The organism is Pseudoalteromonas sp. FUC4, from assembly GCF_008370255.1.
GTDB lineage: Bacteria > Pseudomonadota > Gammaproteobacteria > Enterobacterales > Alteromonadaceae > Pseudoalteromonas.
The window spans coordinates 521,289-542,215 of the sequence record NZ_SEUI01000002.1; the positions used below are offsets into that span (position 1 = coordinate 521,289).

Consider the following 20,927-nt stretch of genomic DNA (forward strand, 5'->3'; position numbering starts at 1 on the left):
CGTTATTGCGCTTGATCGGCTTTAGCAGACGATTGAATTTCAGATGGATTCACTGGTGCACCAGGGCGGATTTTTTGTAAACCTTCAACTATTAATTTATCGCCATCACTTAGGCCATCAGTAACAAGCCAATCAGAACCAATCGTTCTATCTACTTTTAATACGCGGCTTTCTACTGTGTTGTCTTTACTGACAACCATTGCTGTTGGTTCGCCTTTTGAATTACGGCTAACACCACGTTGCGGAACTAAAACAGCATCCGCCTTAACACCTTCCACAATAGAAGCACGAGCATACATGCCAGGCAGTAATAATTTTTCTGGGTTTGAAAATTTAGCACGCAGTGTTACTGAGCCAGTGCTTGGATCAACGGTCACTTCAGAGAACTGCAATGTGCCTTTATGTGGATAAACAGAGCCATCTTCCATAATAAGTTCGACGTCAGTTTGGCTAGCCGAATCAACACTTAGAGCACCTGATGATATTGCTTTTTTAAGTTGGGTAAGCTCATTACTTGATTGTGTTAAATCGATATAAATTGGATCTAGCTGAGTTACGGTAGCAAGTGCTGTACTTTGATTGGCACTGACTAGTGCACCCACTGTTACGCTTGATTTACTAATTTGACCACTAATTGGTGACGAAACGTGGCTATAATCAAGGTTAATTTGCGCCGATTTTAACTGCGCTTTAGCTGTTAATAATTCAGCATTAGCTTGCTTATATGCAGCATCTGCTTCATCAAAATCTTGTTGGCTCACGGCTTTAATTTTTAAAAGCTCTTTATAACGCGACGCTTTTGATTTAGAACTGGCAATGCTTGCCTCTGCCCGTGCAACGCTTGCTTTACTTGCTGCTAGGTCTGCTTCAAATGTAGCAGGGTCTATTTGATACAGAGCTTGCCCTTGTTTAACCTCTTTACCTTCTACAAACAAACGAGATTGCACAATACCACTTACTTGAGGGCGTATTTCAGCAATTTGAAATGCACTGATACGACCAGGAAGCTCTTTTTTGAGAGTAAGTGCTTGGCTTTTTAATGTAAGTACACCCACTGGCACAGCTTTAGGAGCTGAAGCTTGTGACTGCTCAGCGGCCTGGTCGCAACCAGTTAAAGCAACAGAACCGACGAGGGCTGACAATACAAATAAAGCGATGCGGGAACGCTGCATGTTAAATACCTTTTAGTTTAGAGTGAACGATCATTCTAAATTAAAACGCGCTGATAATGAATCTTAATTAGGAGAAACTTACACAAACTTACACTCCCCAGCGCAATATACGCATTAGGTTGTACTTAATGTTAATTAGATGAAAATAGAATCAAAGCGGTTTGAAAATAAAGCAATTAGACAGATTGAAATAACCACTCATTTTAAGCACAAAACTTTAAAATAGGCACAAAAAAGCCAAGCAAATACAGCTTGGCTATCTATATAACAACTACCTTATTTTTAAAGAGGATTGTCGCTTTGTGAATTAACAACCCTTGAAACCAACAACTGCTCTACTCTAATGCCTTCAACATCAACAACTTCAAACTTAAAGCCTGAAAAAGTTAAATGCTCAGCGCGTTTAGGGATTCGCTTCATATTGTAAATTAAAAAGCCAGCGACAGTTTCATAGTGCATCTGATCAGGAAATTCTTCTATATCAAGTACCTTTGCTAAATCGGTAATTGGAGTTAACCCATCTACAAGCCATGAATTTTTATCGCGCTCTATAATTAATTCATCACCTTGATGAGTGATTAAGTCACCCATAAACCCTTTCATTAAGTCTTTTACCGTTACAATACCTACCGAAAGCGCGTATTCGTTTACAACAACAGCAAATGGCCTTGCTGCACTTTTAAACGCATTTAAAGCCTCTGATAGGCTTAATGTTTCCGGTAAGTAAAAAACATCTTTATCTATCAGCTCATCGTTTATATTGGCGGCTTCGCCTTTTAAAACTTGTCGTAAAATATCTTTAGATTCAACAGAGCCATGCAATTTATCTAAATTTCCTGACACCACTAAAAAGTGATTATGAGGGTGGTCAATAATTTTGGTCGCAATATCATGGCTAGATTCGTTTAAATCAAAATAGACAATTTGGTCACGTGGCGTCATTACGCTTGATAAAAACCGCGCTTCTAGGTCAAACACATTACCAATAAGTTCATACTCTTGCTTTTGTAAGCTACCATATGCGGCACCCGCTTCCATCATGGCAACAATGTCCTCAGTTGTAACGTTGTCTTCTCGCTCTGCAGGCACTTTAAATAAGCGCAGCACAAAGTTCGTTACCCCATTAAAAAACATCACTAGCGGAGTTAAGGCAAAAGTTACCCATCGCATTATTGTAACAACTCTAACAGCGACTGCTTCTGGCATGATCATCGCTAAACGCTTTGGCATTAAATCGGCGAACAATATAAACAGAGATGTAATAGTAAAAAATGAGAATAAAAAGCTAATTTTTTCTAAGTGTGCACCTTGATAAAAAAGCACTAAAACACTTTCAACATAAGGCGATAAAGCCTGCTCGCCCACGATACCACCCAATATCGCAATCGCGTTGAGTGCTATTTGGATCATGGCAAAAAAAGCCCCTGGATTTTCTTGTAGCTTTAATACCGCTGCTGCTTTTATATTTCCTTCATCTGCCATAACTCGCAGTTTTATTTTACGCGACGCTGCAATTGCTATTTCTGACATAGCAAACAACGCACTGATCAAGATCAACAAGCTAATCCCGATTAAATCACCCATTTAACGCTCCAATAAGTTAGCGCTTTTTTAAACAAAAAGCAGCTGGATTATAATCGGTTTTTTAAACGCAGCAATTTAAATTTACGAAATATATTTAAGCTATGACTTTTCAATTAGTTAATAGGTAAAACAGGGAGTTTAGAGTGCTTAAATTTTATTAAAGGCGGCTTTTAATTGAGAAACTAAAGCCGGATCCATATTTACATTACAGGCAAAAAATAACGGAGACTGAGTTGTATTTAAATTAAGTAATGGTTCGAGTAGCTCAAGCTTAGGCTCTGTTTTTATTCGATAGCTAAATTGCTTTTTGCTAAGAACAACAAAATCAAGAATATGGTGACGAGTACTTATGAGTTTATCTATTTTGTCTAGGCTATCGATGAGTAGTAAATGCTTGTTCTCACTAAAGCCCCTTTCAAGCAAATAGTGATGACTAAAGTTATCACGCAGTACTGCTATTTTATATTTTTTAGCATCATTTAGAGTATTTAACTTTATACCTCTGGACTTTAGACCATAAATTGCAGAGTCAAAACTTTCCAGTTCACCTACCCACTTAAACTTACTTTCTCTATTAGGTAATCGTACGATAGAAAATATACAGGTGTTTTTATCACGTAGTGCTGCATTGTAAGATATAGCCCAACTATGCGCCAACATAGTGTAGTTTATACCTGACCCTTGTAGCGCTTTATGAACTTTATCGACAGAACGGCCAACGAGTTTATTGTCTTCATTTATATACTGAAAATCCGGAAATACTTCCGTTACTATTGTAATTTCAGTTGCAGCAACTTTAATGCAGCTAATGAACAATAAAAAGATCAACAATTTCATCTAGCGAGGCCTCAACCAACTCATCATATGTATTTAATAAATATAGCTGAGGCTTTTTGAACTGCTAGTTTTTAGTCATGTAATGCACACTTATACGCTGATAGTGCTATTATCTATAGCCTCTACAGCTTACTTGTTCATCGCACTAATTAAAAAGGCTGAAATTTTAGCGCCTTCTCTAAGTGTTGTTTCAGAGCTTGATTGACCCACTAAAGAACTGTCGGTAAATGGCGCTATCTCCATCATATCTGCACCCGTAATCGGGAACTCATCCGCAATAGCTGATAAAATATCAAGCGCATGCTGAGGCGTTAAACCGTTGTGCTCTGGCGTACCTGTGGCAGATGCAAACTCGGCATCAAGCGCATCAATATCAAAGCTTACGTATATTTCATCTACGTTATCTGCCTTTAGTTGTGCAATTGCATCGGCAGCAACCGCTTTAGCACCACGTTCTATAATTTCAGCAGCCCAATGCTGCTTTATACCAAAAGTGCTTTCCCAATGCGCTTTTGGTTTACCGCTTGAACGAATACCAAATTGAATTAGATGATGTGGCGCCGGTAAAAATTCTAAAATATGTGTACACCACGAGCCAAAACATAAATCAATACCTAAGCGCTCCACAAGTAAATCGGTATGCGCGTCAAAATGGATAATAGCAGTGCGCTTACCTTGCTCACGTTTTGCTTTTAAGTACGCTTTAGTAAGTGGGTAACTAATTGAGTGATCGCCACCTATACCAAATAACCCTTTGTCTTTAAACGTTGCGTAAAAACTGTCGCACACATCTTCAGTGATTGATAACGGGCTTACGTAATAGTCGTTATCTTCATCACCATATAAGGCTTTTTGGCAATTAGAAATGGTTGCATCATTTAGGTATTTGTCATGAAGTAAATGTGGAATTACACGAACATCACCTAAATCAAACGAATGACACTGCGGTTGCTGATCAATTAATGCTGAGCGCACAAACAACGGTCCCCAGTTTGCGCCGCGTAAAATACCACCGCCACAGTCTGAACTAATACCTAACATAACGGCTTTATGTGGTGAGTTTGGTAATTCGTTTAAAGACTCGCGCCACAAGTTATCAACGTTTTCAGTTTGTCCGTAAAGTTTATTACGCAGTGCGGCTTTACGCTCTTTTGCAGTATTTACTGTGTATACGCCATCGCCTGGTGCGCACAAACAGTGCTCAACTTTGTTTTTAAATGCTTCAAATTGTGTGCTCATAATAAACTCCTTCAGTTTTTATTCTGTACGTAGCTAATTAGTTTTGATTACTTTTGATTAGTTATGCAAAATCACTAAAAGTGCCTAAACTTCAAATAAATGCCACTTCGCTAAATAAGTCAGTGCTTAATATAAGTAAACACGTTAGCTATTACGGGTTCACTACAAACTTAAATCATTGAATTTGTTTGATATTAGCGAAGCTTTGTAATCATCACTTTAATTGTAGTTACGCGCTTGAGTGATACTTATTATGTCTGCTTGAACATGTCAACAGCGCAACAAGGCTAGGTATATAAGTACATGAGTGAATATTCATAGTTGGTGAATAAATCAAATTAGCCCTTAAAATTATTAAGGATTTATTGGAAGAGTTAAGATAAAACGGACAATCGTCCTGTACTTGATAAACGTTTCTAGCAATCATGCTAGATTGACAACAAATTATTATAAAAGGCTTAGCTATGGAAAAGGTATTTCACTTAGGACTATGTATTGACGATCTTAAAGGTGCAAAACTTGCGATTGTACCGGGCGACCCAGATCGTGCAGCGCGTATTTCTCAGTTCCTAGACAACCCAACCTGCCTTGCTCAAACTCGCGAGTTTCATGTTTATTTAGGTCAATTAAACGGCCACTCAGTGGTTATATGTTCTACCGGTATTGGTGGTCCATCTACATCCATTGCAGTAGAAGAATTAGCACAACTTGGCGTGCGTAAATTTTTACGTATTGGTACAACCGGTGCAATTCAGCCACACATTAACGAAGGCGAAATTTTAATTAGCCAAGCGTCTGTCCGTTTAGATGGAGCTAGCCAACATTTTGCACCTCTTAGCTACCCTGCTGTATCTGACTTTTATGCAACACAAGCTATGGTACAAGCATGTAAAAACCTAAATATCGATTTCCATATTGGTATTACTGCTTCAAGCGATACATTCTACCCAGGGCAAGAGCGTTACGATACGCACTCTGGTTACGTCCCTAAATCACTAAAAGGTAGCTGCGAAGAGTGGCAAAAACTGGGCGTGATGAACTACGAAATGGAATCAGCAACATTATTTACTATGTGTGCAGCCCTTGGATTACAAGCAGCCTGTGTAGCTGGTGTACTTGTTAACCGTACTCGCCAAGAAATACCAAATGTAGACCACGGTGAAATTGAGCGTAAATCTGTAGCAGTAGTATTAGAAGCAGCTAAAGTATTACTTGATTAATACAGGTTATAGCACTTAGTTAGTGAGTTATTTAATTCGATAGAATAACTCGCTTTAATAAAGCACAGCTCCGGCTGTGCTTTATTGTATGCAAGCCACTATTTAAGGGGTGCGCTAATTACTTTAAGTGCTGGTAAATGCGCAAAACTGGCAAGCACAGCTTTTGCTACTTGCGACTGGTTTTCACGACCCGCTGTTTCTAGTAATGTTATTCCCTTTACGGTACTTTCATTAAAGCTAAGCCCAGCTAAAAAGAACTGACTTAGTGCACTTTGTAGTGGCGATAAACTTGGGCTGTATGCTGCGTTTTCTGCGTAACTTCCGTAAAAATCACCATCACTAAATGTACTTATTTTTACGGCGCTAAAGTTTTGGCTGTAAGGCACATACGCATTAAGTGCAAAACGTGCAAGGGTTTCATCAAGGCCATCAAAGCTAAACTTACCTTGCTGTGGTTTTGGGTTAAATAAGCTAAATTCGTTACCTAAATCGGTAGGTCCAAATGAATGCGGCAGTAATTCAGCAAGTTTAAATTGCTGATCAGGAAGTAAAATATCAAACTCTTTCGCATCAGCTAGTTCGTTCATAAACTGGCGGCAATACCCACACGGTGCATCGCTAATTGCTATTTTAACTATTTTTTTAGCGCCGTTTAACCAAGCGTTATTTATAGCCGATTGCTCTGCATGAACCACTAAACTCAATGCTTGATGATCAAACTCTACATTCGCACCAAAGTAAAAACTTACCTCACCGTTTTCATCAAGTGCTTTAACAATTGCGCCTACATGAAAATCTGACACTGGCGCAACAGCATACTCAGAAGCTAAAGGTACTAAACCTTGTAGTAATGCATCATCAGACACATTGAGTTGAGCGCATAACGCTTTAATATTACTAGAATTTAATATGCCACGTTGTGATTTTAACTGACTACGTAATGACGCTGTTTGCGCTACGTTTAATGTGATGTGCGAATTTGTAAGTGCTGTATCTTGCTGTACAGTAAAAGTTGCTGAAGCCATAACATTTTTTAATTATTCAATGGCTAAGTAGTTTAAAAGGTTAGGGTGTTAAATACCAGCCTATTTAACGCAAAAAAAGGGAGCACATCGCGTGCTCCCTTTTAATACCAATAGGTATACCTAACAAAATAAAGTATTAGCCAGTATTACGCATACCTGCAGCTATACCTGTCATAGTGATCATTAACGCATTATCAATGTCACCTTCGTTGCGTTTTTCCTCTGAGCGAGCACGGCGTAAAAGCTCAACCTGTAGTAAGTTAAGTGGATCGGTGTACGGATTACGCAAACTAATCGACTCCTTAATCCAAGGTTGTTCGGCTAGTAGGCTTTTTTGTGGGCTAAGTGATTGCACCAAGCTAATAGCTTCTTGAAGCTCTTTACGAAGCGTTACACCCAGTGGTTTGTACATATCTTCCACCAGCGCATTATCGTAATGCTCACTCAACCAGCAATCGGCTTTACTAAATACCATTTCTAGCATTTCTAGGCGCGATCTAAAGAACGGCCACTGTAAGCTCATTTCGTTTAGAGTTTCTGCGCCGTACTTATTAAGCGCAGCTTTTAAGCCTGTTAACGCACCTAACCATGCAGGAAGCATTAAACGGTTTTGGCTCCACGCAAAAATCCATGGAATAGCACGCAGGCTTTCAACGCCACCATTAGGATTACGTTTTGCAGGACGCGAGCCAAGCGGTAACTTAGACAACTCAAGCTCAGGTGTTGCCATTCTAAAGTAAGGTACAAAGTTTTCATCATGGCGAACTACATTACGGTAGTGCTCACACGACTCCTCACTTATAAGCTTCATTACTTCGCGCCACTGCGGTTTTGGCTCCGGTGGCGGTAACAAGTTACTTTGCAGTACTGCGCCTGCATATATATTTAAGCTTTGCAGTGCTACATCGGGTAAACCAAATTTAAAGCGGATCATCTCGCCTTGCTCGGTTACACGCAAACCACCTTTTAATGAGCCTGGTGGTTGTGAATGCAGTGCTTGTGCAGCAGGTGCACCACCACGCCCTACTGTGCCACCACGTCCGTGGAATAAAATAAGTTCAATACCACGTTCATCAGCAAGTTGTACTAGTTTATCCATTGCTTCGTACTGGGCCCAACCTGCTGCCATCATGCCGGCATCTTTAGCAGAATCAGAGTAACCAATCATTACATTTTGGGTGTTTTTAATGTGCCCGCGATACCAAACATTATCAAGTAATGTAGTAATTACATCACTGCCTGCGTTTAAATCGTCGAGTGTTTCAAACAATGGTGCTACTGGTAAATCAAAGCTACAGCCGCTTTCTTTTAGCAATAGTTGTACTGCTAAAATGTCTGATGCTGTTCGCGCCATCGAAATAATATATAAGCCAAATGTTTGTTCGTCTTGCTTAGCAATAACGTCAAAGGTGTCTAGCACTTCTTGAACATCAGGGCTTGGTTGCCAATGTTTTGGAATAAGCGGTCTGCGAGAGTTAAGTTCAGTAAGTAAAAAAGCTTGTTTATCTTGCTCTTGCCATTGGTTGTAGTCGCCTAAACCTAAATAACGAGTCAGCTCAGAAAAAACATCGCTGTGACGAGACGAATCTTGGCGCACATCGAGTTTAGCTAAACGCAAGCCAAAGCTATTAATACGGTACAGTAAATCAAGCAATAAGCCATCAGCAACGACTTTCATATTACACTTTAATAACGAGCGATAGCAGACCTCTACAGGGTGTTTAAGCTGATTAATATCGGTAATTAAATCTTGTGAATCGCTACGCTTATTTTTAATTTTAGCGCCAAGATGAGCTACTGTTTCTGCAACTTGGTTTTTAAGCTTTTTGATCACCGCTCTGTATGGTTCAAAGTCTTGACCTGCCAACTCAATAAGCTCATCACTGGCGTCTGACATAGATAATTCAGCGCATAACGTTTTTAAATCTTGAATATATAAGTTAAGCGCCATCCAACGACCATGGTCAAGCACTTCTGCTGTAACCTGCGATGTAACAAATGGATTTCCATCACGGTCTCCACCCATCCAAGATGTAAACTCAATCGGGCTGTAATCTTTTGGTAGCTCTAAACTTAATTGCTCTTTAACATTGGCTGAAAATTCACGTAAAAAGCGCGGAACAGCGTGCCAAAGACTGTTTTCGATTACCGCATAACCCCATTTAGCTTCATCAACTGGCGTTGGCCGAGAGCGACGAATATCGTCGGTATGCCAAGCTTGGCTAATAAGCTGTTCAATACGATTTAAAATAGCATCTCGCTCTAGCGGTAAGGTATCTTTTCGCTCAAGCGACGCTAAGCAATCACTTAGTTCAACATGTTTATTAATGATAGTACGGCGCGTCACCTCGGTTGGGTGAGCGGTTAATACTAAGTTTATGTGGAGTTTTGAGAGTGTTTCGGCCAAATGATTACTATCTAGCTGGCCTTGTTCTGCTTTTGTAACTAACGTTTTTAATGTTTGAGTGAGAGGGTTTTGTTGACCAAGGCCAACGTCATTAAAACGCGAAACGGTATGAAATTGTTCTGCTACATTAGCAAGGTTTAAAAAATGATTAAATGAACGGGCAACCGGCAAAAGCTCTTCATCACTAAGCGCATGTAAAACATCTATTAGCGCTTGTCTGTCGTCTTCATTACCACTGCGAGATGATTTAGATAAAGCCCGAATTTCTTCTACTTTATCTAAAATAGCTTGGCCTTGAGCATCCTTAATAGTTTGTCCTAGTAATTGCCCAAGTAAATTTACATTACCTCGCAAGGCGGCATATTGTTCACTCATTTCTCATTCTCCTTTGTTTCGTAGGACACTATTAATATCATCATGAAGAGATATTTAATAGATCCATTTGCAATGTCTTGTCGTAAAAAAGTATATATAAAATAATCACAAAGCAATTACATGATCATTTTTTACGACGGAAACTGCCCTCTTTGCAGCACCGAAATGCAGCAACTAAAACACGCAGACTCTAAAAATCTAATCACGCTTGAAGATCTTAACGCGAGCGACTTTAGTGAACGATACTCGTATGTTGATAAAGACAAAGCAATGAACTACCTGCAAGCCCAAAAGCAATCAGGTGAAATGATTTACGGGCTTGATGTAACGTACGAAGCATGGAAAATAGTGGGTAAACACGGCTGGTTGAAAATTTTTCGCTTGCCAATAATTCGCTTCTTCGCTGACTGCGGATACCTGTTATTTGCTAAGTATAGGCACCCCATCAGTCGCTTTTTAATGCCAAATACTCAGTGCAGTAACGGCCAATGTGGACTAAAAGCAAAAGGTGATAAATGAAAACCATTGTTTTATTCGGCGCAAGCAGTGCCATAGCAAACGCATATGTAGAACATCTACAAATAAATACGCCTACTCATCAGATTGTTTGTATTAGTTCAAAAAGTATTGAATCTGGTTCAAGTGTTGTCCACCTGCATACTGACTACACAAAACAAAGTTTAGCGCGTGTTACTAATTACCTGAAAGAGCAAAATGCCGATATACAACAAGTTATTATATTCAATGGTACACTGCACAACAAAACCCATATGCCTGAAAAAAAGCTGGAGGATTTAGATGCTGAGTATTTTAGCCAACTTCTAAATTCAAACACCCTAACTCCCCTACTTTGCTTGCAGAGTATTTTGCCTCTTTTAACACACAAAACGCAGTGTACTATTACAGCACTCAGTGCACGTGTGGGCAGCATTAACGACAACAAATTAGGCGGTTGGTATACGTATCGCGCCTCCAAGGCTGCTCTTAACATGCTATTTAAAACCGCAGCGATTGAACTTGCACGCAGAGCTAAAAATACCAAGCTCGTTTTATTTCACCCAGGGACTACTGATACTGCGCTTTCAAAGCCATTTCAAAAAAACGTACCTGCTGGAAAACTCTTTACAGCTGAATTTGTAGCCAAGCAGCTTTTTACACTTACTTTTAATAACCCTCATTTAGAACTCAATGGTGAGCCTGCCTACTTAGATTGGCAAGGCGAAACCATACCGTGGTAAGGACCTTTAATGCATTTTACTAAAGAACGCATAAACGCACTTGAAAAACATACCCGTACTCATTTAATTAATTCGCTTTCGGGTTTTAAAAGCGCCAACTTAATTGGCACGCAAGACAAACAAGGCAATACTAATCTCGCCATTGTTAGCTCAGTTATTCATTTAGGTGCTCACCCGCCGCTAGTTGGGATGATAATGCGCCCAAATAGCGTGCCTCGCCATACGTTCGAAAACATAATCGAAACTGGTAGTTACACCATTAACCAGGTTAATAAGGCTATTTATAAGCAAGCTCATCAAACATCAGCCCGCTACAATAAAGGCGAGTCGGAATTTACAGCGACAGGTTTAACGACCGAATATTTAAATGACTTTGCAGCGCCTTTTGTTAAAGAAAGCCGCTTAAAGTACTCGGTTAAATTTGTAGAAAACCAACATTTAGCCATCAATGGCACAGAGCTTGTAATAGGTGAAATCACTGATGTGTATTTAGATGAAGTAGCACTTCAAAGTGATGGCTTTTTAGATTTACAGGCTATTGAAACCGTGGCAGTAACAGGGCTTGATAGCTACCACACAAGTAATAAACTCACGCGTTTACCGTACGCTAAAAAATAATATGCCTTTTTAAGAGGCTTTAAACTAATAGCCTCTTATCGCATAACATTGAATTTTACCTTGGTATTAATCACACTAGCTAAAAATCCAAGGAGAAAAACATGACCACCATAGGTATAGGTACACAATCAAGCGAGCAAGCGTTGGCAAGTTTAAGTAATATGACGCTAACGCTGACCCCTATAGCAGCTGACGAACATTTAGAGCGCATAGCCAAGGCGCAAGCGTATATGCTAGCAAACAACATAGATGCAATTTATTTAAACGCTGGCACCAACCTTACCTACTTTACAGGCATGAAATGGTACGCGAGCGAGCGCATGGTTGGCGCGATATTACCCGCCCTTGGTGAAGTACAATACATTGCGCCTTATTTCGAAATTGGTTCACTAAACGGGTTTAAAGTAATAGAGGGGCCTATTCATGGGTGGCAAGAGCACGAAAATCCTTATGCACTTTTTGTCGAAGTATTAAAAAAGTTAAACATTAATGAAAACGCAACCATTGGCATTGATGAAAGCGCACAATTTTTTATATTCGACGGCATTAATAAAGCGCAAACGGGTTTAACACTCATAAACGCACAACCTGTAACGGCGCATTGCCGCATGCATAAATCAGTTCATGAGCTTAGCTTAATGCAACGCGCGATGGACATGACCTTAGCCGTACATCAAGCCACAGCAAGCATGCTCTATGAGGGAATAACCACCACCGAAGTAGAAGCCTTTATTAAGCAAGCACACCAAAAAGTAGGTGCACCAGGTAACTATTTTTGTATTGTTTTATTTGGTGTTGCAACGTCTTTCCCGCACGGTGTTAAAGATGCCCAAATACTTAAAAAAGGCGATATGGTACTAATTGATACCGGCTGTAAAGTACACGATTACCTATCAGATATAACCCGTACCTATGTATTTGGCGAACCAACAATGCGCCAACGTATGTTTTGGGATCATGAAAAAGCAGCGCAAATGGCCGCGTTTAATGCCGCTAAAATTGGTGCTACCTGCGAAGACGTAGACGCTGGCGCACGTAACTATTTAGCAGCGCAAGGGTTAGGCCCGCAGTACCAAACACCGGGTTGCCCGCATCGAACGGGTCACGGCATTGGGCTAGACATTCATGAATGGCCATACCTAGTTGGCGGTGATAAAACCCCACTTGCCCCAGGCATGTGCTTTAGTAACGAGCCAATGTTAGTTATACCTGATGAATTTGGCGTGCGTTTAGAAGATCACTTTTATATGACCGACAACGGCCCTCATTGGTTTACACAACCAAGTTATAGCATTGACGACCCATTTGGGCTTAACGCTTAAAACTGAATTCCTTCAAGAGCAGCTGTTTAGCTGCTCTTTTTAGTTTGGTATTGATAAAGTGCAGTTCATCCCAATATCCCCTGTTATACCAAAGCAATCCTCAAAAGGATAAATATGAAAAACTTTAAAATTGATATCGTTTCAGACGTAATGTGCCCTTGGTGTGTAGTGGGTTATAAAAACCTAGAAACTGCATTAGAGCAACTCAAAGACGAAATGAGCGCAGATATTACGTGGCATCCTTTTGAACTAAACCCAGATATGCCAATTGAAGGTCAAGACTTAAACGAACATTTAATGCAAAAGTACAACTTAAGTGAAGAGCAAGGCGACGAAAATCGTAAAAACATGTTCGAAGCCGGTCAGCGTGCTGGGTTTACCTTTAATTTTGATGGCAAACGCATCATGATCAACAGCTTTGATTTGCATCGTTTATTAATGTGGGCACGTGAAGAAGGTAAGCAAACCGAATTAAAACTTGCCTTTTTTGAAGCGCACTTCACTGATTTAAAATACTTAAATCAAGAAGAAGCACTACTCGACGTTGTTAAAAAAGTAGGTCTTGATAAAGAAACTGCGCGCGGTATTCTACATTCAGACAAATACGTACAAGACGTACGCCAAGAGCAAGACCGCTTTAAACAAATGGGGATTACTTCAGTACCTACGTTTATCATAAACGATAAATATGCACTTACTGGCGGACAACCAAGCGACTCATTCATTCAAGCACTAAAACAAATTAGTGAAGAAGAAGCCAAACAAGACGCTTAATATACAAATAAAGTTTAAAACTAAAAAAGGCTGCTTATTGCAGCCTTTTCTGTTGCGTATAAGTAAGCGAGTAATAATCACCTTACTATAAACTTATTTGATATTTTATCGTCAACATACAGTATTAAATGCGCATGATTATTCGAAACATCACAAGTCATTTATCTTTAACACAGCCTCTAATATTCTCGTAGATGAACTTCACTGTATAAAAATTAGAATGGGTATCTGTAGTGTTCAACTAATTTCGGCTGAAGGGCACAACGCTCAGGCAACACGATTTTCGTCTGCGTAAATATTTAAGTTAAACACTTAGGTTGGATAGAGCGTAGCGAAACCCAACGAATATTCAATATTAGACAACTAGCTTGGCAGGGAGGGATTAGCACCTCGATTATTAGCCGCAATGGGGTCAAATCGTGACCGCTATAAGTGCGCCGCTGACATACAAAAATACGCAGGCATTGCTCCAGTAACCGAACGCAGTGGCAAAAAGGAATGGATACACTGGCGGTACTCATGCACTAAGTTTTTAAGGCAAACGTTTGTGGAATGGGCAGGATTATCTGTGCGCTATTCATTTTGGGCAAAAGCATATTATCGGCAGCAAGAAGCCAAAGGAAAACCTCATAATACCATCATCAGAACATTGGCATTTAAGTGGATACGAATCCTATTTAGGTGCTGGACAACACATACGCCCTACGATGAATCAACTTACTTAACTGCATTGAAAAGTAAGGGATCACCGCTGTTAAAATTTGCGGTGGAAAGTGAGTTTTAGCGCTTGCTGCCCACCTCAGGGCGTGTTGTTATAAGCCGTGTTTCAAGGCTGCCAAGTCTAAGGAAGCTTGGATAGCTACCTTATTACCTGAACACATACTTATTTCACAGCCTGATAATAAAGCGTAATTTGAAGAAAAATCTAATAAATTCTTTAATAGTTCATCATCATGACTATTAGTGATTGAGTCTTCATTGTACTTTCTGCTTAATAGAGCTGCGCCTGAATGAGTAAAACTATTTAATGTGTTCCAATAATGTCCCTTAGGTACAGATAACTTACTTCCTTTTTTTTCATCAATATCTTTGATCATTGCACCAAACGTTTTTTGAAACTTATCTTTTCGTAGAGCATTAAAGTCTTTCTCCTCTGCACAATGCGAAAACCATAACCCTTTCACATAAGCTTCAAAAAGCGGCCTCATTAAAGTACAAGCAGAGCTAAACAAGTTACGTTTTATGAGTAAAATGATACTCCGATGATGTTCTATTACAGTTGAGTGAAATAGCGAAGGAATAAAAATCTTATCATCACTAGGTATTTCTAAACCTTCGTGGATCGTATTTATATCTATAGATAATTGATATGCTTCATCAGTGTCAGATTTCATGGAACCCTTAAGGCTTATAATGCCCAGCTCAGCGGGCAATTTGAGCGCAGCGAAAATTGATCCGCTGCAGCTGTTTGTTAAGGCACGATTGCCGCTAAAGCCGGAAGAAATGGTGCCACGACGGGACCCAAAACTGTCATGTGATTTGATAGCAAAGACATAAAATGCTGATAGTGTTCTTTAAAGCTTTGAGTGCCCTGACTAGAGCGCATTTCTTCGATATTATTACATAGAGGCACTGTAATCTCTGGCTGATTAACGGACTGCAATGCCTCTAATAGCTGAGAGAATAATTTTGCATTTGTATCGTTGTTTGTTGCATGCTGCTCAAAGCTATGACTACCAGTAGCAACATTCTGAACACTGCCCGATATATAGGTATTAAATATTTGATTTACTTTTTCTGGTGGTACTGGAGAAGAGTTCAGCGCAGCCTCACCAGCCTCAGGGTCTTGAGCTTCAATTTCTAATACGAAGTTTAATATCCTATTTCTTATTTCATCAAGTGCTGCAATTACTGATGTAATCGGAATCACCTTCCACGCTTGCATGCAGTTCATTCGCTCATAAATTTTTTGGCCGACTAATGCTACAAAGTCTGGATTCCATGGCTCTTGCGCAGTGCCTCCTTCGCACTTTGAAACTAAAGCTTCCATCCCAGCAACTGGTTCCATCATGTTAGAGCGTGACATACTTTCACGAAAATTTTCTGGTATGCACATCAATGGTATATCAGCATTGTTTAACCCTGAACCAAATGCACCTGAAAAATGCCCTTTTGAAGTGACATGTATAATTCTATATTCAGGTAAGCAATCGGCATCTCTGTAGCCGCTTAATTCAGCATCCACCCAAGCTTTAAACTCCTGACTTCCTAGGCGGGCAGATAGGACTTTACACTTCCGAAGTAAACTAGCTAAATCAGTTTTAGAATCAATAGCCGCATCTTGAATTTCTCTTAAAAGTGACATCCATACTCCTTTAGTGCCTTAACAATTTTGTCTACAACATTTGTCGTTTTATAAACCGACAAATGTCCATATATTACAATGTATTTATCTTAGCCATCAAATAAACACTTGTAAACAACTAGTTAACTCCAAGAATTTTTAAGTTAGTGCAAAAATACACCGTAATGGTGGAGATCAGTAATATTAGAAAAAACAACAAGAGCTGTTTATTTATACGGTTATTTTATTAAGGAACGAGGAAATTAAGATGACACCCATCCTAATTCTTAGTTCGTCAAAGTGTAAAGTTTAGGATAGGTGATGAAATGGACGCTTGCTAAGACGCGTCAATTGCCAAACTGCTTAAGTAAATTAAGTACGGTAAAGTACTTTAATTACATGCCAGCCGAATTTTGTTTTAACTAGGTGGGGTTCTAAAATTGCGCCTTTAAATGCAATTTTATCAAACTGAGGGACCATTTGGCCGCGTCTAAATTCACCTAAGTCACCGCCTTTTTTACCCGATGGGCATGACGAATACTTTTTAGCTAAGGTTTGAAACTTTGCACCTTTACCTAATTGCTTAATAATATCTTCTGCAATTTCTTTGTGCTTTACCAAAATGTGAAGTGCATGTGCTGTGTTTGCCATGAAAAAAGCCTTTTATACCGTTAGCTAAAATTAAACGCGGCGATTTTAACACAACCTCATAAACCTAGCATCTACTTATACTGCAGTGTATTAACGCCTAATTTATAAATAATGTTTGGCATCCTCTGGGTTGGGAATTCTGCAATACTGATATTTGCCAAATAAGGTATAGCGGTTTAAAGCAATCTTATCGTATAGCCAATTATTAAACCTATTTGGCAAAATACTAAATACGTTTGCTAGCTTGTATGGGTAACCTAGCTGCTTAACAACATTAAAAAAAGCATGGCTTTGTGTAAATGCTTTACCGTTTTCTAGGTAAACCATTGAGGCATATTCAATTGTTGAAAAACCAAAATGCGTTAACAACAGCTCCCCTTTTGGAGATTGCACGCTGCATAATTTAAAAATGGTATTAGTGTCGTGAGCAATAATAAAGTTACACCACGCGCTGCATAACTTACATTGCGCATCAAACAATATAATTTTTTGATTTTGCATTATTGTCACTGCATCATTGCTCACAACACTTTCCTTAAATTAAGTATTAAATTACTGCTGCACCGGCTTTTTTTGTAACTTGCGCTGCAAAGTACGTCTGTGCATATTAAGTTGCCTTGCGGTAACCGACACATTGCCATTATTACTGTGTAATACTTGTTGAATATGCTCCCACTCTAAACGCTCCGGCGACATAACCGCATCATCAATAACACTCGATGCCGATGCCACAGGCTCGGTGTTAAGCGCTTTTAATAATGTTGCCATATCAACCGGCTTGGTAAGGTAGTCATTTGCGCCTAAACGCATTGCCTCTACTGCGGTTGCTATACTTGCAAATCCAGTTAGTAAGACAATATGAGCTTGGGGGAGCAAACTACGCAGCGGCTTTATGAGTGCAAGCCCGTTGTCATCACCTAGTTTCATGTCTAATAAAATAAAGTCGGGCAATAGTTTACGCGCGGTAAGTAACGCATCACTTTGATTATGCGCCACCTCGCAGATAAAGCCTTGTTTAGTTAAGCGCCTTGCCAGTGTGCTGGCTAAATTTATGTCGTCTTCAATTATAAGTAACTTCATAAGGCGTTATTCTTAGTGTTTACAATAGCGAGTTTAACTTTGGCGACAGCGCCGCCATCTGCATGGTTAAACAAGGTAAGTGAGCCATTTAAACGCTCAAAAGTAACGTTTGATAAAAGCACAGCAAGCCCCATTCCTTGATCGCTTGGCATAAGTTGCCCGCCCAGCTCTGCTAATTGCGATGACGAAAAGCCACAGCCAAAATCGCGAATTAACAAGTAAACGCATTCGCTATGTAAGTTATCTTGCTGCCAACTCAGCTCTAATTGAGTTTGGCCTTGTTTTTGATTAGCAAGCGCGGCATTTTGCAATAAATTTAAAATAGCGGGCAATAACATGGCATCACTCAATAGCGTTGCCGCAATTGGTGGCGTAATCCAGTTAATGTGCTGATCAGGGTGTTGTAGTAAAAGCGTATCTGTAATTTGCGTCTGCAGTTGCTTTACGGTGGTATGCTCTTGCGAATTTTTAAGGCGTAATTGCTCTGAGAGCTTTCTAAAGTCATTAAGTTGCGTACTACACTGAGTAAGCGGCGCTTGCATGTGCTTAACAATGGGGTTGTTTGGTTGCTCTTCTAATAACTCTTCAAACAATAGCTGTAAATTTGCAATTGGGGTCGCTAGTTGATGGGTTATTTGTGCTGCGGCCCCATCAAGGGTAACAAGCTGTTCATTACGCAATTGTTTTTCACGCACGTTTGCAATAATTCGCTCTCGTTCTTTAAGTGCCCTGCTCATTGCGCCAATAACAAGTGCAATTACGCTAGCACTTAAAACAAAATTGACCCACATGCCAATAAAGTGACCACTCATATTCATTTGATGCATATTGTGATCGGGCATCTTTATCAGCAGAAAACTGTATGCAGCTATCGCTAGTACTGCAATATAAGCTAATCCTTTTGCTCGCAGCGTAACAGCAGCGATCATTATCGGGAGCAATAACAGTGATACAAATGCATTGGTTGCACCACCGCTTAGCGAAAGCAAAACAGTTAAAAATAATACATCTGCAGTTAACTGCATCAACATACCCAAAGGTTTAGCACGGCTCACATTACGATAGGCAAACAGGCTAATAAGCTGAAACACAGCCTCAACGGCAATAACAATAAGTAAAGGCAGTAATGCAATTTGATGTTCTAATAAAAAATAAACGCTAAGCACCGCAATTAATTGCACGGCAATAGCGCCACTTCGCAGCATTAATAGTCGACTAATGGTGGGGTCGGTACGCATTAACAAGAGATAATTGCCCAATCAAATATTTAATATGGTTATTTTAACGGTTATGTGATTTTTAATCATCATCCATCGAAATTGAAAAAGGTGCACAAGGCGTTCCTTGGTGAAACACCATTTGCCATTGCTCACCTTGCTTACGCCAAAGCGACATACGCAATGAATAATTAAACTCAGCGCGAGCAGAGCGCCTATAAGCTGCTTGATAACTAAGTTGCACTACGTCATCACTTAGCATTCGGCCCTTAAAATGCTGATTATAAAACTGTGGCACTACCTCAGTAGGTAAGCGGGTAAGTACTTGGTATTTATTAAATGTAGTGCCATTGGCAGCAATTTCGATAAATTCATCATCAAGTAAAGCATCTAATGCGCGCTCAGATTGGCGAACTTCTGGGTCTAGTAACTGGCGCTCAGCGTCAATCAAATGATTAAACAACGACACTTTTATTTTGCTGCTCATAACCTTCCCTATTGTTTATAAACTTGCCCGGCTTTCATAACAAATTGCACGTTTTTCAGTACGTCGATATTTTTAAGCGGTGAGCCATTCATACTGATAATATCTGCTTGTTTACCAACACTCAAGTCGCCAATGAGTGCGCTTTGTCCCAGCAGTTTAGCTGCATGTATGGTTGCTGATTTAATAGCTTGGGCTTCGCTCATACCATTGTTTACCATTAAACTAAATTCGTTAGCATTGAACCCATGACGCGACACCCCAGAGTCTGTTCCAAAAGCTATATTAACCTTGTTTTTCAGTGCAAGTTTAAACGAAGCCTGCATTTTTGGAGTTACTTCGCGCACTTTGTCGGCTATTGCCGGTGGCATATTTGGATTTGTAAGAACCTCTTCACTTACCGTTGCACCCGCTAAAAGCGTCGGTACTAAATAAGCTCCCGTTTTTTTAAATAACTTTATTGCCTCTTTATCTAAATAAGAGCCATGCTCAATAGAATCTACACCGGCTTTTAAGGCTGCTTTTATACCTTGTGTACCGTGTGCATGCGCTGTAACTTTTCGTCCTAAGTGGTGAGCAGTATCAACAATTGCAATCAGCTCTGCATCTGTAAGTTGCTGATTAACCCCAGCAGCGGTATTACTTAGTACTCCACCCGTGGCAGTAATTTTAATTACATCAGCACCACTTTTAATTACCTCGCGTACCGCACGGCTACAATCATCCGCGCCATTACAAATACCAATCCCGCCTGTAACCGCATCTGTAATATCTTTTCGATATCCGTGCATATCTGCGTGCCCACCAGTAGGCGATATTGTATTACCCGCTGCAAAAATGCGAGGGCCGTTAATATCATTTCGCTCAATAGCGCGCTTTAGCGGAAATATTACTTTATGATCGCTACCTAAATCTCGCACTGATGTAAAACCTGCATCGAGCGTACGTTGTAAATATTTAATTGAACGCAAAGCATAATCCGCATCATATTCTGTAGCCCAGCGGTGAGGGTTTGCTTTTGCATCTCGCTCAAACGTAACGTGAACATGCATATCAATAAGACCAGGCATTACAAATTGATTTTTAAGATTGATAATATCGGCATCAGGTAGGTTAAGTTCTGCTTTTGTGAGGTAGCCGTTTTTAATAGCTGTTATTGTATTATCTGTTATGACTAACGTTTGCTCTGTTTTTACTTTTTGATCTTCGAATGCAAGTAAACTGCCCGCATAAATAATTTTATGCTGTTGAGCAAAAGCCCCATTTGCTATTAATGCCAGTGTTATTGCAGTGAATGTTGATATTAGTGTTGTTTTCATACTTGCTCCTTTTTTATACTA

The 20,927-nt window shown here is 39.8% G+C and carries 20 protein-coding genes and 1 pseudogene; 7 read left to right on the forward strand and 14 right to left on the reverse strand.

Going from position 1 to position 20,927, the window contains the following annotated elements; translation table 11 throughout:
* Positions 1-2 precede the first annotated feature (2 nt).
* From EU510_RS08320 to EU510_RS08335, 4 genes are all read right to left on the reverse strand, one after another.
* Positions 3-1,172: an efflux RND transporter periplasmic adaptor subunit gene (locus tag EU510_RS08320; RefSeq protein ID WP_149593084.1), complete on the reverse strand. Its 1,170-nt coding sequence runs from the start codon at positions 1,170-1,172 to the stop codon at positions 3-5.
* A 282-nt stretch (positions 1,173-1,454) separates the two neighbouring features.
* Positions 1,455-2,756, reverse strand: coding sequence for a hemolysin family protein (locus EU510_RS08325; protein ID WP_149593085.1), 1,302 nt, complete (start codon positions 2,754-2,756; stop codon positions 1,455-1,457).
* 147 nt (positions 2,757-2,903) lie between these two features.
* The gene (locus EU510_RS08330) at positions 2,904-3,593 is read right to left on the reverse strand and encodes a transporter substrate-binding domain-containing protein (RefSeq protein WP_149593086.1); all 690 of its coding nucleotides are present in this window, start codon (positions 3,591-3,593) and stop codon (positions 2,904-2,906) included.
* A gap of 129 nt (positions 3,594-3,722) precedes the next feature.
* Positions 3,723-4,832 (reverse strand): arginase family protein, encoded by a 1,110-nt coding sequence (locus EU510_RS08335; protein WP_149593087.1) that lies wholly within the window; start codon positions 4,830-4,832, stop codon positions 3,723-3,725.
* A gap of 464 nt (positions 4,833-5,296) precedes the next feature.
* Between EU510_RS08335 and udp the strand changes: the two genes are divergently transcribed.
* Positions 5,297-6,052 (forward strand): uridine phosphorylase, encoded by a 756-nt coding sequence (gene udp, locus EU510_RS08340; protein ID WP_149593088.1) that lies wholly within the window; start codon positions 5,297-5,299, stop codon positions 6,050-6,052.
* Positions 6,053-6,150: 98 nt separating this feature from the next.
* Here udp and cdd read toward each other — a convergent pair whose 3' ends face one another.
* Together cdd and ppc are read right to left on the reverse strand one after the other, a co-directional pair.
* On the reverse strand, positions 6,151-7,077 hold the full coding sequence (gene cdd / locus EU510_RS08345; protein ID WP_149593089.1) for a cytidine deaminase: 927 nt from the start codon (positions 7,075-7,077) through the stop codon (positions 6,151-6,153).
* Between the two features lie 136 nt (positions 7,078-7,213).
* On the reverse strand, positions 7,214-9,859 hold the full coding sequence (gene ppc, locus EU510_RS08350; protein ID WP_149593090.1) for a phosphoenolpyruvate carboxylase: 2,646 nt from the start codon (positions 9,857-9,859) through the stop codon (positions 7,214-7,216).
* 120 nt (positions 9,860-9,979) lie between these two features.
* Here ppc and EU510_RS08355 point away from each other — a divergent pair, with 120 nt between their 5' ends.
* The 6 genes and pseudogenes from EU510_RS08355 to EU510_RS08380 all read left to right on the forward strand — a co-directional run.
* Positions 9,980-10,378, forward strand: coding sequence for a thiol-disulfide oxidoreductase DCC family protein (locus EU510_RS08355; protein WP_149593091.1), 399 nt, complete (start codon positions 9,980-9,982; stop codon positions 10,376-10,378).
* Positions 10,375-11,097 (forward strand): SDR family NAD(P)-dependent oxidoreductase, encoded by a 723-nt coding sequence (locus tag EU510_RS08360; RefSeq protein WP_149593092.1) that lies wholly within the window; start codon positions 10,375-10,377, stop codon positions 11,095-11,097. Before EU510_RS08355 ends, EU510_RS08360 begins: the two co-directional genes overlap by 4 nt.
* A 9-nt stretch (positions 11,098-11,106) precedes the next feature.
* Positions 11,107-11,715, forward strand: a complete 609-nt coding sequence (locus EU510_RS08365; RefSeq protein WP_149593093.1) for a flavin reductase family protein — start codon at positions 11,107-11,109, stop codon at positions 11,713-11,715.
* Between the two features lie 101 nt (positions 11,716-11,816).
* The gene (locus tag EU510_RS08370; protein ID WP_149593094.1) at positions 11,817-13,037 is read left to right on the forward strand and encodes a M24 family metallopeptidase; all 1,221 of its coding nucleotides are present in this window, start codon (positions 11,817-11,819) and stop codon (positions 13,035-13,037) included.
* A gap of 114 nt (positions 13,038-13,151) precedes the next feature.
* Complete coding sequence (locus tag EU510_RS08375) at positions 13,152-13,811, forward strand: DsbA family oxidoreductase (RefSeq protein WP_149593095.1); 660 nt, start codon at positions 13,152-13,154, stop codon at positions 13,809-13,811.
* A 382-nt stretch (positions 13,812-14,193) separates the two neighbouring features.
* Positions 14,194-14,595: pseudogene (locus EU510_RS08380) on the forward strand (transposase); the annotation flags it as partial.
* Positions 14,596-14,623: 28 nt separating this feature from the next.
* On the opposite strand, the gene EU510_RS08385 reads toward EU510_RS08380, so the two are convergent.
* The 8 genes from EU510_RS08385 to EU510_RS08420 form a co-directional block, all read right to left on the reverse strand.
* Positions 14,624-15,205, reverse strand: coding sequence for a DUF6988 family protein (locus EU510_RS08385; RefSeq protein WP_149593096.1), 582 nt, complete (start codon positions 15,203-15,205; stop codon positions 14,624-14,626).
* A 77-nt stretch (positions 15,206-15,282) separates the two neighbouring features.
* Positions 15,283-16,176, reverse strand: coding sequence for a hypothetical protein (locus EU510_RS08390; RefSeq protein WP_149593097.1), 894 nt, complete (start codon positions 16,174-16,176; stop codon positions 15,283-15,285).
* Between the two features lie 351 nt (positions 16,177-16,527).
* A complete protein-coding gene (locus tag EU510_RS08395; protein ID WP_002959014.1) occupies positions 16,528-16,806 on the reverse strand; it encodes a peptidylprolyl isomerase in 279 nt (92 codons plus the stop codon).
* Between the two features lie 102 nt (positions 16,807-16,908).
* A complete protein-coding gene (locus EU510_RS08400; RefSeq protein WP_149593098.1) occupies positions 16,909-17,331 on the reverse strand; it encodes a thiol-disulfide oxidoreductase DCC family protein in 423 nt (140 codons plus the stop codon).
* Positions 17,332-17,358: 27 nt separating this feature from the next.
* Complete coding sequence (locus EU510_RS08405; RefSeq protein WP_149593099.1) at positions 17,359-17,886, reverse strand: response regulator transcription factor; 528 nt, start codon at positions 17,884-17,886, stop codon at positions 17,359-17,361.
* A complete protein-coding gene (locus tag EU510_RS08410) occupies positions 17,883-19,124 on the reverse strand; it encodes a sensor histidine kinase (protein WP_188085413.1) in 1,242 nt (413 codons plus the stop codon). Before EU510_RS08410 ends, EU510_RS08405 begins: the two co-directional genes overlap by 4 nt.
* A 61-nt stretch (positions 19,125-19,185) precedes the next feature.
* Entirely contained in the window at positions 19,186-19,590 is a 405-nt protein-coding gene (locus tag EU510_RS08415; protein ID WP_149593101.1) for a DUF4440 domain-containing protein, read from the reverse strand.
* Positions 19,591-19,598: 8 nt separating this feature from the next.
* A complete protein-coding gene (locus EU510_RS08420; protein ID WP_149593102.1) occupies positions 19,599-20,906 on the reverse strand; it encodes a metal-dependent hydrolase family protein in 1,308 nt (435 codons plus the stop codon).
* Positions 20,907-20,927 lie beyond the last annotated feature (21 nt).

Coding starts and splice junctions, on each gene's coding strand:
- EU510_RS08320 (WP_149593084.1), bottom strand. CDS start 1,172: ATGCAGCGTTCCCGCATCGCTTTATTTGTATTGTCAGCCCTCGTCGGT.
- EU510_RS08325 (WP_149593085.1), bottom strand. CDS start 2,756: ATGGGTGATTTAATCGGGATTAGCTTGTTGATCTTGATCAGTGCGTTG.
- EU510_RS08330 (WP_149593086.1), bottom strand. CDS start 3,593: ATGAAATTGTTGATCTTTTTATTGTTCATTAGCTGCATTAAAGTTGCT.
- EU510_RS08335 (WP_149593087.1), bottom strand. CDS start 4,832: ATGAGCACACAATTTGAAGCATTTAAAAACAAAGTTGAGCACTGTTTG.
- udp (WP_149593088.1), top strand. CDS start 5,297: ATGGAAAAGGTATTTCACTTAGGACTATGTATTGACGATCTTAAAGGT.
- cdd (WP_149593089.1), bottom strand. CDS start 7,077: ATGGCTTCAGCAACTTTTACTGTACAGCAAGATACAGCACTTACAAAT.
- ppc (WP_149593090.1), bottom strand. CDS start 9,859: ATGAGTGAACAATATGCCGCCTTGCGAGGTAATGTAAATTTACTTGGG.
- EU510_RS08355 (WP_149593091.1), top strand. CDS start 9,980: ATGATCATTTTTTACGACGGAAACTGCCCTCTTTGCAGCACCGAAATG.
- EU510_RS08360 (WP_149593092.1), top strand. CDS start 10,375: ATGAAAACCATTGTTTTATTCGGCGCAAGCAGTGCCATAGCAAACGCA.
- EU510_RS08365 (WP_149593093.1), top strand. CDS start 11,107: ATGCATTTTACTAAAGAACGCATAAACGCACTTGAAAAACATACCCGT.
- EU510_RS08370 (WP_149593094.1), top strand. CDS start 11,817: ATGACCACCATAGGTATAGGTACACAATCAAGCGAGCAAGCGTTGGCA.
- EU510_RS08375 (WP_149593095.1), top strand. CDS start 13,152: ATGAAAAACTTTAAAATTGATATCGTTTCAGACGTAATGTGCCCTTGG.
- EU510_RS08385 (WP_149593096.1), bottom strand. CDS start 15,205: ATGAAATCTGACACTGATGAAGCATATCAATTATCTATAGATATAAAT.
- EU510_RS08390 (WP_149593097.1), bottom strand. CDS start 16,176: ATGTCACTTTTAAGAGAAATTCAAGATGCGGCTATTGATTCTAAAACT.
- EU510_RS08395 (WP_002959014.1), bottom strand. CDS start 16,806: ATGGCAAACACAGCACATGCACTTCACATTTTGGTAAAGCACAAAGAA.
- EU510_RS08405 (WP_149593099.1), bottom strand. CDS start 17,886: ATGAAGTTACTTATAATTGAAGACGACATAAATTTAGCCAGCACACTG.
- EU510_RS08410 (WP_188085413.1), bottom strand. CDS start 19,124: ATGCGTACCGACCCCACCATTAGTCGACTATTAATGCTGCGAAGTGGC.
- EU510_RS08415 (WP_149593101.1), bottom strand. CDS start 19,590: ATGAGCAGCAAAATAAAAGTGTCGTTGTTTAATCATTTGATTGACGCT.
- EU510_RS08420 (WP_149593102.1), bottom strand. CDS start 20,906: ATGAAAACAACACTAATATCAACATTCACTGCAATAACACTGGCATTA.